This is a genomic window from Candidatus Mycobacterium wuenschmannii (genome assembly GCF_030252325.1).
Classification (GTDB): domain Bacteria; phylum Actinomycetota; class Actinomycetes; order Mycobacteriales; family Mycobacteriaceae; genus Mycobacterium; species Mycobacterium wuenschmannii.
The window spans coordinates 2,201,512-2,215,474 of the sequence record NZ_CP126981.1 but is presented as its reverse complement, the minus strand read 5'-3'; the positions used below and the strand labels follow the sequence as shown (position 1 = coordinate 2,215,474).

The 13,963-nt window shown below is 67.4% G+C and carries 15 protein-coding genes; 9 read left to right on the top strand and 6 right to left on the bottom strand.

Features of this window, described 5'->3' with window-relative positions; genetic code table 11:
- Positions 1-4: 4 nt before the first annotated feature.
- The 3 genes from PT015_RS10550 to PT015_RS10540 are packed head-to-tail and all read left to right on the top strand — an operon-like array spanning position 5 to position 3,080.
- A complete protein-coding gene (locus PT015_RS10550) occupies positions 5-892 on the top strand; it encodes a uracil-DNA glycosylase (RefSeq protein ID WP_390887962.1) in 888 nt (295 codons plus the stop codon).
- Positions 889-2,004 (top strand): FAD-binding protein, encoded by a 1,116-nt coding sequence (locus PT015_RS10545; RefSeq protein WP_285190561.1) that lies wholly within the window; start codon positions 889-891, stop codon positions 2,002-2,004. Before PT015_RS10550 ends, PT015_RS10545 begins: the two co-directional genes overlap by 4 nt.
- Positions 2,005-2,042: 38 nt before the next feature.
- Positions 2,043-3,080, top strand: a complete 1,038-nt coding sequence (locus PT015_RS10540; protein ID WP_285190559.1) for an LLM class flavin-dependent oxidoreductase — start codon at positions 2,043-2,045, stop codon at positions 3,078-3,080.
- Between the two features lie 70 nt (positions 3,081-3,150).
- On the opposite strand, the gene PT015_RS10535 is transcribed toward PT015_RS10540, so the two are convergent.
- A complete protein-coding gene (locus PT015_RS10535) occupies positions 3,151-3,591 on the bottom strand; it encodes a nitroreductase family deazaflavin-dependent oxidoreductase (protein ID WP_285190558.1) in 441 nt (146 codons plus the stop codon).
- Positions 3,592-3,601: 10 nt separating this feature from the next.
- Complete coding sequence (locus PT015_RS10530; RefSeq protein ID WP_285190557.1) at positions 3,602-4,030, bottom strand: HIT family protein; 429 nt, start codon at positions 4,028-4,030, stop codon at positions 3,602-3,604.
- A gap of 52 nt (positions 4,031-4,082) precedes the next feature.
- Here PT015_RS10530 and PT015_RS10525 point away from each other — a divergent pair, with 52 nt between their 5' ends.
- Positions 4,083-5,474, top strand: a complete 1,392-nt coding sequence (locus PT015_RS10525) for an amidase (protein ID WP_285190556.1) — start codon at positions 4,083-4,085, stop codon at positions 5,472-5,474.
- Here the strand turns inward: PT015_RS10525 and PT015_RS10520 are convergent.
- Positions 5,469-5,957: a DNA-deoxyinosine glycosylase gene (locus tag PT015_RS10520; protein WP_285190555.1), complete on the bottom strand. Its 489-nt coding sequence runs from the start codon at positions 5,955-5,957 to the stop codon at positions 5,469-5,471. The two genes, PT015_RS10525 and PT015_RS10520, sit on opposite strands and share 6 nt — an antisense overlap.
- Positions 5,958-5,973: 16 nt before the next feature.
- On the opposite strand from PT015_RS10520, the gene PT015_RS10515 reads away from it, so the two are divergent.
- Entirely contained in the window at positions 5,974-7,083 is a 1,110-nt protein-coding gene (locus tag PT015_RS10515; protein WP_285190554.1) for an adenylate/guanylate cyclase domain-containing protein, read from the top strand.
- 56 nt (positions 7,084-7,139) lie between these two features.
- Positions 7,140-7,697 (top strand): hypothetical protein, encoded by a 558-nt coding sequence (locus tag PT015_RS10510; protein ID WP_285190553.1) that lies wholly within the window; start codon positions 7,140-7,142, stop codon positions 7,695-7,697.
- 92 nt (positions 7,698-7,789) lie between these two features.
- Here PT015_RS10510 and PT015_RS10505 read toward each other — a convergent pair whose 3' ends face one another.
- Together PT015_RS10505 and PT015_RS10500 are read right to left on the bottom strand one after the other, a co-directional pair.
- Positions 7,790-9,676 (bottom strand): ABC transporter ATP-binding protein, encoded by a 1,887-nt coding sequence (locus PT015_RS10505; RefSeq protein WP_285190552.1) that lies wholly within the window; start codon positions 9,674-9,676, stop codon positions 7,790-7,792.
- Entirely contained in the window at positions 9,673-11,412 is a 1,740-nt protein-coding gene (locus PT015_RS10500; protein ID WP_285190551.1) for an ABC transporter ATP-binding protein, read from the bottom strand. Before PT015_RS10500 ends, PT015_RS10505 begins: the two co-directional genes overlap by 4 nt.
- An 82-nt stretch (positions 11,413-11,494) precedes the next feature.
- On the opposite strand from PT015_RS10500, the gene PT015_RS10495 reads away from it, so the two are divergent.
- From PT015_RS10495 to PT015_RS10485, 3 genes are all read left to right on the top strand, one after another.
- Positions 11,495-12,043 (top strand): DUF3558 domain-containing protein, encoded by a 549-nt coding sequence (locus PT015_RS10495; RefSeq protein ID WP_390887961.1) that lies wholly within the window; start codon positions 11,495-11,497, stop codon positions 12,041-12,043.
- Between the two features lie 8 nt (positions 12,044-12,051).
- Positions 12,052-12,597: a DUF3558 domain-containing protein gene (locus PT015_RS10490; RefSeq protein ID WP_285190550.1), complete on the top strand. Its 546-nt coding sequence runs from the start codon at positions 12,052-12,054 to the stop codon at positions 12,595-12,597.
- A gap of 159 nt (positions 12,598-12,756) precedes the next feature.
- The gene (locus PT015_RS10485; RefSeq protein ID WP_285190549.1) at positions 12,757-13,344 is read left to right on the top strand and encodes a hypothetical protein; all 588 of its coding nucleotides are present in this window, start codon (positions 12,757-12,759) and stop codon (positions 13,342-13,344) included.
- A 13-nt stretch (positions 13,345-13,357) separates the two neighbouring features.
- Here PT015_RS10485 and PT015_RS10480 read toward each other — a convergent pair whose 3' ends face one another.
- Entirely contained in the window at positions 13,358-13,864 is a 507-nt protein-coding gene (locus PT015_RS10480; RefSeq protein ID WP_285190548.1) for a SixA phosphatase family protein, read from the bottom strand.
- Positions 13,865-13,963: the final 99 nt, after the last annotated feature.

Here is a 13,963-nt window from a genome sequence, read left to right as displayed (position 1 = left end):
GTCGATGACTAGCCCCGACCCGGTCCCGGCAAACACCGTTCGGCACAGTGGAGCTGTGAACCTCGCCCACCCGCGTACCGGCGTGCTGTTCGACTCCCCGGTGTCGCCGGGAACGGGATGGCCCGGGGACCCCGCGACCACTCGCACGGCGGTCGCGACGAACGCGGGCCAGGTCACCGAGCTCGCGGAGGCCGCCACGACGCTCGCGCAGCTGGACGCCGAGATCTCGGTGTGCCGGGCCTGCCCGCGCTTGGTCGAGTGGCGCGAGGAGTCGGCACTGACCAAGCGACGGTCGTTCGCCGACGAGCCGTATTGGGGACGGCCGGTTCCGGGCTGGGGCGACGAGCGCCCGCGGATCGTGGTCGTCGGCTTGGCCCCGGCGGCCAACGGCGCCAACCGGACCGGACGGGTGTTCACCGGCGACCGTTCCGGCGACTTCCTGTACGCGGCTCTGCACCGCGCCCGTTTGGCCAACTCGCCGATCGCCGTGGACGCCGCCGATGGACTGCAGCTCAACGACACTCGAGTGGTGGCCGCGGTGCGCTGCGCACCGCCGGCGAATGCGCCGACCCCGGCCGAGCGGTCAACCTGCGCGCCTTGGCTGACCGCCGAATGGCGGCTGGTAGGTGCTGACACGCGAGTCATGGTGGCGCTCGGTGGTTTTGGCTGGCGCAGCGCGCTCGACATGATCCGCGCGGCGGGCGGTGACGTGCCGCGCCCGCAGCCGAAGTTCGGCCACGCTGCCACCGCCACGCTGCGCGCCGCGCACGGCGAGGTGACGCTGCTCGGCTGCTATCACCCGAGCCAGCAGAACACCTTCACCGGCAAACTGACCCCCGCGATGCTCGACGACATCTTCGCGCAGGCGAAGAAAATAGGAGGACTCGAATGAGGACCGCGCTCGTTTCCGGTGCCAGTGTGTCCGGTCTGTCAACGGCGTATTGGCTTGCTCACCATGGTTATTCGGTGACAGTGGTGGAACGTTACGACGGTCTGCGACCGGGAGGGCAGGCGATCGACGTGCGCGGGCCCGCACTGGGCATCCTCGACCGGATGGGGTTGCTGCAGGCCGCCGACGACAAGAAGACCGCGATCCGGGGCGCATCGTTCGTCGACCGCGACGGCAACGAGCTTTCCCGCGACACCGAGGCAACCCCGACCGGCGGCGTCATCGACAACCCGGACATCGAAATCCTGCGCGACGACCTAGTCGAACTGCTGCACAGCGCCCTCGACGGCGTGGAGTTCGTCTACGCCGACAGCATCACCGGACTCGACGATCGCGGTGACACGGTCGCGGTCGGCTTCGAGCGCGCCGACCCGCGCGAGTTCGACCTGGTGGTCGGCGCCGACGGTTTGCATTCCAACGTCCGCAAGCTGGCCTTCGGACCCGAGTCGCAATTCGTCAAGCCGCTCACGACATACTTGGCGATCTTCACCGTGCCCAACTTCCTCGACCTGGATTACTGGCAGATCTTCCACCGGGGCGACTCCACAATGGCCGCTGTCTACAGCGCGCGGGGCAACAGTGAGGCCCGGGCGATGCTGGGGTTCCAGGACGCTGAGCTACGGCTCGACTATCGCGACACCCCAGCGCAATTCGCCGAACTCGACCGCCGGATGGCCGACGAAGGCTGGGTGCGCCCGCAGCTGCTGGAGTACATGCGCACCGCGCCCGACTTCTACTTCGACGGCCTGGCGCAGATCATCATGGACCGCTGGGCGCACGGCCGCGTGGTGCTGGCCGGCGACGCCGGGCACTGCAGCTCGCCGTTGTCGGGGCAGGGCACCAGCCTGGCACTGCTGGGCGGCTACATCCTGGCGGGTGAACTCGCCCGCGCAGACCACGATCACGAGCGCGGTTTCGCCAACTACGACGCCGCGTTCCGTGGCTACGTCGACCGCACCCAGCAACTCGTGGACTTCGACGAGGAATTCGACGGGCCAATCGACCCCGACGACTTCCAGGCCGTGGTGCACTCGATCGAGGTGCAGGACTACTAGCGGGGAACGTTCGGTGGACCGGAGGCGTTGACGTGCCTATGCGGCTTTCCGTACTCGATCTCGTCCCCGTCCGCACCGACCAGACCACCGCCGACGCGCTGCAGGCCACGGTGGGTCTGGCGCAAACCGCCGACCGGCTGGGCTACACCCGTTACTGGGTGGCCGAACACCACAACATGCCCTCGGTCGGCGCCACCAGCCCGCCGGTGCTGATCGCCTACCTGGCCGCACAGACCGACCACATCAGGCTGGGCTCGGGCGGCGTGATGCTGCCCAACCACGCGCCGCTCGCTGTCGCCGAGCAGTTCGCGCTGCTCGAGGCCGCGGCGCCGGGTCGCATCGATCTCGGCATCGGTCGCGCGCCCGGATCCGACCAGGTGACGTCGGTGTTGCTGCGCGGCGCGGCCGGTCGCGACGACCGCGACATCGATCAGTTTCCCAATTACCTCGACCACGTGCGCGCGATGATGAGCACCGACGGCGTCCCGGTGCAGTTGCGCGACGGCGACTACATCCTCAAGGCCACCCCGGCGGCCGCGAGCGAACCTAGGTTGTGGCTGCTCGGATCGTCGATGTACTCGGCGCAACTCGCCGCCGCCAAGGGTCTGCCCTATGTGTTCGCCCACCATTTCTCGGGCCAGGGCACCGAGGAAGCGTTGGAGATCTACCGGACGCGGTTTGTACCGAGCGAGCTGACACCTGAGCCGGTGACCTTCCTGACCGTCAACGCCGCGGTGGCCGAAACACACGACGAGGCAATGGCTTTGATGCTGCCCAACCTGCACATGATGGCCCGGCTGCGGACCGGCCGGCCGCTCGGGCCGGTACAACTCGTCGAGGACGTCGACGACGCACAACTCACCCCGCAGATGCGGCATGTCGTCGAGAGCGGTCTCGAGCGGGCGGTCGTCGGGTCGCCCGCCGAGGCCGCCGACCAACTCACCGCGCTGGCGCAGCGATTCGGCGTCGACGAGGTGATGGTGCACCCGGTGGCGTCCGCGCATCGCGGCACCGACCCCGCGTCCGCGCCCGCGCGCGAGACGACGCTGGAGTTGCTCGCCAAGGAACTCTTCTAGGCGGGCGCGAACGTCGAGTTGTCGGGCCGTTTGGCTGGATTTCCGCCCAACAAGTCGACGTTCGACGCAGCTACGCCGGCGTCAGCCGGACGACCGGGATCGGTCGCGACGTCCTCTCCTGATACGCCTCGTAGCGGTTGCTGTTGTTCTTGTTGACGATCGCCCAGAGCCGCTGGTAATCCGCGTCGTCCCGCAGCACCGGTTGCGCGGTGACGCGGAATCGCTTTGGGCCGACGTTGATTTCGACGCTCGGGTTGGCCTTCAGGTTGTGATACCAGCCCGGCGCCCTGGGGTCGCCGCCCTTGGACGCGACGATCAGATAGTCGTCGCCGTCGCGGGCATAGGTGAGCGACGCGGTGCGGGCCTGGCCGGTCTTGGCGCCGACGGTGTGCAGCAGCAGACTGGGCACCGGCAGCACCCGGTGTCCGATCCAGCCGTTTGTCGCTTTGTACACGGTGTCGTGGACCTTGAGCAGATACGGCAGCAAGGTTTTTTCCAGCGGGAGGGCCATGCGACCAGTATTAGCCGCCGGCGTCGATCTCCGCCAGCGCGTCCCGCAGGATCCGGCCGGTCGACTCGCGGTCGGGGTCGCGGCGTAGTAGCAGGCCCTTGGCGACCGACAACTTGTCGCCGTTGCGCCGCGGCAGCACGTGCAGATGGATGTGGAAAACGGTCTGGAAAGCGGCCTGACCGTCGTTGATGCCGATGTTGGTGGCGTCGGCCAGCTCCGTTGCCCGTGCGGCCTTGGCGATCCGCTGCCCGACCGTCGCCATACCGGCCAGCGTCTCCGGTGGGGTGTCGGTGAGGTCGACGGAATGTCGCTTGGGCACCACCAGGGTGTGGCCGCGGGTGAAGGGGCGGATGTCGAGGAAGGCCAGATAGTCGTCGTCTTCGTGGATCCGGATGGCCGGAGCCTGGCCGGCGACGATCGCGCAGAACACACAGGACATGAGGTCACGGTAGCGGCCCGCCGCCATGGTCGAGTGAGTAGTCTGCCTCGACGTGGACGACGCTGATCTGGCCTTTGCGGGAGCCGCCGAACAAGCCCGGATGTTGGCTGCGGCCACCATTACCGCCCCGGCGCTGCTGGAGATCTATCTGGAGCGCATCGCGCGACTCGATCCGCAGTTGCGCAGCTACCGCGTGGTGCTGGCGGAGTCCGCACGCCGCGAGGCGCTGGACGCGCAGCGCCGTCTCGACGCCGGTGAGCGGTTGCCGCTGCTCGGTGTCCCGGTCGCGATCAAAGACGACAACGATGTGGCAGGGGAGATCACCGCGTGCGGCAGCAGTGCCGTATCGACACCGGCGGCCGCCGACTCGGAGGTGGTGCGCCGACTGCGCGAGGCCGGAGCGGTGATACTCGGCAAAACCGCTGTGCCGGAACTGATGATCTTTCCGTTCACCGAGACCCTCACGTTCGGCGCGACTCGCAATCCCTGGGACACGGCGTTGACGCCGGGTGGCAGCAGCGGGGGCAGTGGCGCCGCGGTGTCGGCCGGTCTGGCGCCGCTTGCGCTGGGCTCCGACGGGGGCGGCTCGATTCGCATCCCGTCGGGCTGGTGTGGGCTGTTCGGCATCAAGCCTCAGCGTGATCGGGTGTCGCTGGCGCCACAGCAGGACGCCTGGTGTGGGCTGGCGGTCAACGGGCCGCTCGCGCGGACCGTCGAGGATGCGGCGCTGTTCCTGGACGCGACGACGACGTTGCCGGCCCCCGATGGGGGCTTCGTCGGTGCGGCGGCCAAGGCTCCGGGCCGATTGCGAATCGCGTTGAGCACCAAGGTCCCTCCGCCGCTGATAGCCCGGATCGGCAAGGAGCAACGGGCGGCCGTCGACGCGGCCGGTGCGCTGCTGCGCGATCTCGGCCACGACGTCGTCGTCAAGGATCCGGACTACCCGGCCTCGGCCGTCTACGGCAACTTCCTGCCGCGCTACTTCCGCGGGATCTACAACGACGCCCGCAAGATGCCGCACCAGGATCGGCTGGAAAAGCGCACGCGCGGCATGGCGCGCATCGGATCGCTGATCCCCGAGGGCCGGATGGCGAAGGTTCGCGTCGCGGAAGCCGAACTAGCGCAACGCATTCAGTCGATCTTCGACGACGTCGACGTGGTCCTCACGCCCGGCAACGTGGCGGGGCCGTCGCGCATCGGTGCCTACCAACGCCTCGGCGGCATCGCGACGCTGCTGGCGGTGTCGCAGCGGGTCCCGTTCTTCGAGATGTGGAACCTCACCGGTCAACCGGCCGCGTCGGTGCCGTGGGGGCTGGACGACAACGGGGTCCCGGTGTCTATCCAGCTGGTCGGCCGCCCCAACGACGAGGCCACACTGGTGTCGCTCGGCGCGCAGATTGAGGCCGCCCGGCCGTGGGCGCAGCGCCGCCCGCCGGTGTCATGACGGCGCGATGACCCGCCAGGCCCGCAACTTCCGGCCGGCCGGCATCGCGCGCGCCGGACTGCTCGACGGTAAGACCTGGTGGTCCACCGGCCCGTCGACCAGTCGTCCGTAGAGCTGATGCGCGGCGCAGCCGTTGAAGAAGACCCGCGTTATCGACGGATAGTCGGTGAAGAGTCGGCCAAAGTCGTTGGCCACCACACTCTTCGGGTCGATCTTGCTGTCGGCGCTGCCGGCCCGCCGACAACGGTGCAGCACGTCCCATAGCGATACGCCAGCCGATTGCAATGCGGCCAAACGGGTTTCGTATGGCGCCGCCGCATCGAAGCCGAACAATTCGCCGGTGATCGGCCAGAACGCGTTGCGTGGGTTGCCGTAGTACTGCCCGGTCTGCAGCGACAACACGCTGGGGAACGACCCGAGGATCAGCACCCTGGCGCGATCGTCGACGATCGGCGGGAACCCCTGGAGTAGCGGCGTGGCCATCGGATAACTTGACCACGTGGACGACGCGAAAATCGAGAAACTGCTCGACGGCCTGGAGGGCGATGCGCGCGCCGAGCGCGCCGAGTTGATCGAGTGGCTGTTCGACCAGGGCATCACGGCCGAGGAGATCGAAGGCACGTCCGCGCCGTTGATGTTGGCGACCCGCCGGCTGATCGGTCACGACGGTACCTTTGTCTCGACGCGAGAAGTGGCTCAGCAGTACGACATTGACCTCGACCTACTGCAGCGGGTGCAGCGCGCGATCGGGCTGGCGCGGGTTGACGATCCTGACGCGCCGGTGAACATGCGCGCCGACCTGGAGGCCGCCGCCCATGTCCGGCACTTCGCCAAGGCCGGCCTGAACCCCGAGAACCTGATTCTGGTCACGCGGGTGCTCGCCGAGGGACTCTCGCACGCGGCCGAGGTGATGCGTTATACGGCCCTGGCCGCGGTCGCCGAGCCCGGCACATCCGAACTGGACATCGCCAAACGGTCGCATGCCCTGGTGGGTGAGATCGCGCCGCTGCTGGGGCCGTGGATCCAGGACATGCTGCTCATGCAGCTGCGCAACATGATGGAGACCGAGGCTGTCACCGCCAGCGAGCGGGCCGCCGGAGTGCCGCTGGCCGGCGCGCGACACATCACGGTTGCCTTCGCCGACCTGGTCGGCTTCACCCGGCTCGGTGAGGAGGTGCCGGCCGAGGAACTGGGGCAGTTGGCCAACCGGCTGGCCGACCTCGCCCGCGATGTCGCGACGCCGCCGGTGCGGTTCATCAAGACCATCGGTGACGCGGTGATGTTCGTCTGCACCGAACCCGCGCCGCTGCTGGACGCCGTGCTCAAGCTGGTCGACATGACCGACAGCGACAACGACTTCCCGTCGTTGCGGGCGGGGATGGCGTCGGGTTCGGCGGTGAGCCGTGCGGGCGATTGGTTCGGCAGCCCGGTGAACTTGGCGAGCCGGGTGACCTCGGTGTCGCGTCCGGGTGCGGTACTGGTCGCCGAGTCGGTGCAGGAGGAACTCGGCGACGAGTCGGGTTTCAGCTGGTCGTTCGCCGGCGCGCGCCGGCTCAAGGGCATCAAGGGCGAGGTCAAGCTGTTTCGCGCCCGGCGCGGGGAGAGCTGATTTCACCCGGAGCGAACGGGCGCCCGTCAGCTTTGCAACGGTGTAATCATGTAATTATGAAACAACACCATGGACATGGACGGCGCCACGGCCGTCCCGGTGGCTGGCAGCAGGCCGGCCAACCCGAAGCGGGCGACGCGGCGGACTGGTTCGCCGGACGCCTGCCCGACGCCTGGTTCGACGGCGACCCGACGGTCGTCGTCGACCGCGAAGAAATCACCGTCGTCGGAAAGCTCCCCGATTCCGACAAGGACGAGAGCGACGCGCACGCCGAGGGCCGGGCCTCGCGGTTTCGCGAGGAGACCCGTTCCGAGCGGATGGCCATCGCCGACGAGGCGCAGAGCCGCTACGGCCGCAAGGTGTCGTGGGGTGTCGACGTGGCCGGCGAGCCGGTGCTCTTCACCCACATCGCGGTGCCGGTGATGACGCGTCTGAAGCAGCCTGAGCGTCAGGTGCTCGACACGCTGGTCGACGCCGGAGTGGCGCGGTCGCGCTCCGACGCCCTAGCGTGGTCGGTCAAGCTGGTCGGCGAGCACACCGAGGAGTGGCTGGCCAAGCTGCGCGACGCAATGACGGCGGTCGACGATCTACGGGCCGAGGGTCCGGCGCTGTAACGTCACCAGGCTGCGGAGGTGCCGAGCGTGAATCCTGCGACGCCCACGCGGTGTGTCGCCGCAGCATGCACACTCGTGCGGCGGGGTCCGCGTCAGGCCTGCGTCATCTGGTAGTAGGCGCCACGGCGGGCGAGGAGCTCGTCGTGGCTGCCCTGCTCGACGATCTTGCCCGCCTCCATCACCAGGATCACATCCGCGTCGCGGATAGTCGAAAGCCTATGCGCGACAATGAAGCTCGTTCGATCACGGCGAAGCTCGCGAGTGGCCTTGGCGATCAGCAACTCGGTGCGGGTGTCGACCGAACTCGTCGCCTCGTCGAGCACCAGCAACTGCGGGCGCGCCAGGAACGCCCGCGCGATGGTGATCAGCTGTCGCTCGCCCACGCTGATGTTGCTGCCGCCGTCGTTGACCTGCGTCTCGTAGCCGTTGGGCAGCGTGTGCACGAACCGGTCCACGTGGGCGGCCTTGGCCGCGTCGATGACCTCGTCGTCACTGGCGTCGGGCCGCCCGTAGGCGATGTTCTGCGCGATCGTCCCGCTGAACAGCCAGGCGTCCTGGAGCACCATGCCGATCCGCGAGCGCAACGAGTGTCGGCTCACCTCTGCGATGTTGACGCCGTCGACCAGAATCCGCCCGGAGTCGACGTCGTAGAACCGCATCAACAGGTTCACCAGCGTCGTCTTGCCCACCCCGGTCGGGCCGACGATCGCGACGGTGCTGCCCGGCTCGGCGACAAACGACAGATCGTCGAGGACTGGCGTACCCGGTTGGTAGCCGAAGCTGACATGGTCGAATTCGACTCGTCCCGTTGAATTTTCGGGCAGCGACTCGGTGCGGTCCGGTTGCTCCTCGGGCTCGTCGAGCAATTCGAAGACCCGCTCGGCGCTGGCCACCCCGGACTGCAGTGCGTTGTACATCGACGCCACCTGATTCAGCGGCGCGTTGAATTGGCGCACGTACTGGATGAAAGCCTGGATGTTGCCGACGGTGATCTGACCGGTCGCCACCTGAATCCCGCCGACAATCGCGACGGCCACGTAGCTGAGGTTGCCGATGAACGTCGTGGCCGGGGCTACCAGGCCCGAGATCAGCTGTGCGCCAAAGCTCGCCTCGTACATGTCGTCGTTGCGCCGCCGGAATTCGTCCTCGATCCGGGCGCGCTGCCCGAACGTCCGCACCAACGTGAAGCCGCTGTAGCTCTCCTCGATCAGCGCGTTGAGTCGTCCGGTGTTGGTCCACTGCGCGACGAACAACCGTTGCGAGCGCCGCGCGATCGCCCGCGTCACCACGATCGACAACGGCACCGTCAGCAGGGCAAGCCCGGTCAGCAGCGGCGAAATGCTCAGCATCATCACCAGCACGGTCGCCACGGTCAGCACCGCACTGAGCAGTTGGGTGATGGTCATCGACAGCGACGTCTGCAGGTTGTCGATGTCGTTTGTCACCCTGCTGAGTACCTCGCCGCGTTGCCGAGTGTCGAAGTAGGACAACGGAAGCCGGTGCAGTTTCTCCTCGACGCGGGTGCGTAGCGCCTGCAGCGTGCGCCGAACGGTCACGTTGAGCAGCCGGGCCTGGGCGTAGATCATCGCCGCGGCGATCACATACATGCCCAGCGCCAGACCCAGCGTGCGGATCACCGCTTCGAAGTCCACGCCGTGGCCGGGTATCACCTGCATCCCGGACAGCAGGTCGGCGAACGCGTTGTCGCCGTGCGCCCGCGCCGCGGCGACCGCCTGCTCCTTGGTGATGCCCGCCGGCAGCCGGCGACCGATCACACCGTTGAACAACAGGTCGGTGGCGTGGCCGAGAATACGCGGCACCACCACGCCGAGGACGGTGCCGAGAACGCTCAGCGCAGTCACCGCGATCGCCGTGCGACGTTGCGGGGCAAGCAACTTCACCAGGCGCACTGTCGAGCCGTAGAAGTCGCGCGGCTTCGTCGGCGGGGGAGCGGGCGGCCGCCGCGTCGGCGCGCTCACCGCTGACCACCCACTGCGGCATCCAGCGACTGCGATTCGGCGAACTCCCGGTACGTTGGCGACTCCGCGAGCAGCGACTCGTGCGTGCCGGTGCCCTTGACCTGCCCGTCCTCGACGACGACGATCTGATCGGAATCGGCAATAGTCGAGATGCGCTGCGCCACAATGATTCGCGTCGCATCTGTGGCGACCTCGGCGAGTCGGGCCCGGACCAGCGCATCGGTATGGACGTCCAATGCGGAGAACGCGTCGTCGAACACGTAGATCGCCGGACGGCGGATCACCGCCCGCGCGATGGCCAACCGCTGCCGCTGACCGCCGGAGAAGTTGACCCCACCCTGTGCGACGCGCATGTCCAGGCCGTCGGGGTGCGCCCGGACGAAATCGTCGGCGGCGGCGACGCGCAGCGCCTCCCACATCTCGTCATCGGCCGCATCGAACTTGCCATACTGGAGGTTGTCGGCGACGGTGCCGGAGAACAGGTAGCCGCGCTGCGGCACCAACCCGATCGTCGACCACAACTCCTCGATGGCGCGGTCACGCACGTCGACGCCACCGACCTCGACGGAGCCGCTGGTCGCGTCATAGAGCCGGCAGATCAGCGCCACCAGCGTCGACTTCCCGGAGCCGGTGCTGCCGATGATGGCGGTGGTGGTGCCGGGCGCCGCAGCCAGCGAGACATCTTGCAGCACAGCGCGATCCGCCCCGGGATAGCGGAACGACGCGCGGTCGAGCCGGACGGCGCCGCGGTCGGTCGGCGGCACCGGATTGGCCGGGTTGCGGACCGCCGGGACAGTCGACAGCACTTCGGTGATCCGCTCGGCGCAGACCGCGGCGCGGGGCAACACCATCACGGTCATCGTCGCCATCAACACGGCCATCAGGATCTGGGTGAAGTACACGAGAAACGCGATCAGCGAGCCGACCTGCATCTGGCCGGCGTCAATTCGCAAGCCGCCGAACCAGATCAGCGCCACGCTGGAGCAGTTGATGGTCAGTGTGGTGACCGGCAGCAGCAGCGCCTGCCAGTTGCCGGCGTCCTGCGCGGTGGTGGACAGCGCGACGTTGGCGTCGTCGAATCGCTTGCTCTCGACGGGCTCCCGCGCGAATGCGCGCACCACCCGGACGCCGGACAGCTGTTCGCGCATCACCCGGTTGATGTTGTCGATCAACCGCTGCATGCTGCGAAACAACGGAAGCGTCCGCGAGATGATCCAGTAGTTGGCCACCACCAGGACCGGAATGCTGACCACCAGCAACCACGACAAACCCGCATTCTGGTGGATCGCCATGGCGATGCCGCCCACACACATGATCGGCGCGGCCACCAGCACCGTGCACGCCATCTGCACCAGGAACTGAATCTGGCGGACGTCGTTGGTCGTGCGGGTGAGTAGCGTCGGCGCGCCGAAGCGGGCTGTCTCGTGCTCGGAGAAGGTGGTGATGTGGTGAAACAGCGCCGAGCGCAGGTCGCGGCCGAACCCCATGCCGGCGCGCGAACCGAAGTAGACCGCACCGACCGCGCACAGCACTTGTAACGCGGTCACGCCGAACATCAGCAGACCCAGTCGGACGATCGCCGCGCTGTCGCCGCGTGCGATGCCGTCGTCGATGATCGTCGCGTTCACCGTCGGCAGGTAGAGCGAGGCCAGGTTGCTCACCAACTGCAGCGCCATCACCGCCGCGACCAGCCATCGGTACGGCCGCACATACTGGCGCAGCAGTGCCACGAGCATCCGGTAACTGTTGCACACGAGAATGCACAGCTCACCGCGTGTGCGATGGTTGCCCATAGGCGGTGCCGCTACAGTGCATCCTGTGCGGCATAACCTGGCAGCGCTGGCCTGCGCGGCAGCAGCCCTGATACCCATGGCGTCCGCGTGTTCTGATTCCGGCTCGAACCAATCGCAGTCGCCCGGATCGACCGCGCCGTCGTCCGGAAACGGGAGTCACGGGCCGTCGTTCCCGCAGTGCGGCGGCGTCACCGACGAGACGGTGAACAAGCTGACGCAGATCAACGGACTGGTAAATACCGCCAAGAATTCGGTCGGCTGCCAGTGGTTGGCCGGCGGGGGAATCCTCGGCCCGCACTTCTCCTTCTCCTGGTACCGCGGCAGCCCCATCGGACGCGAACGTAAGACCGAGGAACTGTCCCGGTCCAGCGTCGAGGACATCAACATCAGCGGACACGGCGGCTTCATCGCCGTCGGTAATGATCCGCAGCTGGGCGATTCACTGTGCGAGGTCGGAATCCAGTTCAACGACGACTTTTTCGAGTGGTCGGTGAACTTCAGCCAGAAACCCTTCCCGGACGCCTGCAACATCGCCAAAGAACTGGCGCGCCAGACGATTGCGAACGGCAAATGAGCGCCGGCATGCGGAACCGAATGGTTGTCGGCGTGGCCGTGCTCGCCACCACCCTGTCGGTGCTGACGGGTTGCACCAAGTCAGTCGACGGCACGGCGGCGAAGGCGGGTGCGGGCGACAGCCAGCGCAACAACAACTCCGAGCAGCAGTACCCGAACCTGCAGAAGGAATGCGAGGTCCTGACCACGGACGTGCTGGCCAAGACGGTCGGCGCCGACCCGCAGGACATCCAGAGCACATTCGTCGGCGCGATCTGCCGCTGGCAGGCGGCCAACCCCGGTGGGCTGATCGATATCACCCGGTTCTGGTTCGAGCAGGGCAGCCTCGCCAACGAACGCAAGGTCGCCGAATTCCTGAAGTACCAGATCGAGAACAAGACGATCGCCGGCGTGTCCTCGATCGTGATGAAGCCGAACGATCCCAATGGCGCGTGCGGCGTCGCGAGCGACGCGGCGGGCGTGGTCGGGTGGTGGGTCAACCCGCAGGTGCCGGGTATCGACGCCTGCGCGCAGGCCCTCAAGCTCATGGAACTCACGCTCTCGACTAATTCCTGATTTCCAGCGCTGAAACGTTCGGTGCGCTGGTTAAGCTGCCAGCGCACCGGATTTCGCATCCTTAGTGCGGATATCCGTCCCAAAGCGATTGAGACAGTTAATTTTTATTGATCCCTGAAAGGGTTACCGGCCGATAGTTGCGGCCTATACGATCGACGAATGTCTGAAACACCCTCAAACGAGCCAACGTCCGCTGCCGAGGACGCCACCGAGACCGTCGCCGCCCCCACCGCCGCGCCGGCAGCTACGACCACCGCGCCCGCGCAGAGCCCGTCGAAGCTGCCGTTCTGGCTCGCAGTGGCGGCCCTGGTGCTGGCGATCCTCGGCGTTGCGGGTGCGGCTTACGGGTACTTCTACCCGAATGAGACCGCCGCGGCCGCGGGCAAGTACTCCGACCAACAGCGCGGCGACGCCAAGAAGAAGATCTGTGAGACATTCAAGATCGTCGACCGCGCCGTGGTCCGCAACTCGCACCTGAAGAACCCGGAAAACGGTGGTCCGATCGGCGCGCTCTCGGTCGCGACCGCTCAGCGTTTCGCCTTCTACGACGGCGGGGCCTTCCTGAAGTCTCAGGTGGCCGACCAGCCGGCGACCCCGAAAGAGCTGGCGGACAACGCAAGCCAGCTCGGCACACAGCTCGAGGAGCTGAGCATCGGATACCTGGCCGGTGCGCAGGACTTCGCACAGGACGAGCTACGGCAGAACCTCGACGACAAGATCAAGAAGATCGTCGAGATCTGCAAGTAACCCGTCGCCGCGGCTAACGCGGCACATGAAAATCGGCCAGCTGGGCGGACCCGAGTTCGAGGTCCGCCCAGCTGCCGTTCAGGTGCAATACCGCCATGGCCGAGGTCGGGAATTTGATCGAAATACGTTCCGCGACATCGGTGTTCGCGGCGGCCGGGTCGGCCAGCCCGAGTGCCAACTGGGTCATCGTCGGCTGGTGGCCGACCACCAGCACGACGTGCTCATTCTCCTCGACGCCGTTGATCAGGCCGATGACCGTGCCGGGTGTGGCGCCGTAGAGCCTCTCGACGTAGCGGACCGGCGCGTCAATGCCGGTGCGTGCCAACGTTTCCCGGGTACGCGTCGCGGTCGAGCAGAGCACCTGCTCGATCGCGGGCTGACGGGTTCGCAGCCATTCGCCGGCCAACGGGGCCTCGCGTTGACCGCGGGCTGCCAGCGGTCGATCGTGGTCGGCGACGCCGTCGGGATAGGCCGACTTGGCGTGTCGGAGCAGGATCAGTGTGCGGTCATGGTCGCTCACCGGGTCGACGTTACCCGGCCCGGTTGGGGGCCCGTGTGGCTGATGTGGCGCCTGCGCACCGATGAGGTTCGGCGCCGTCGACGCGTGCCGGACGTGCCG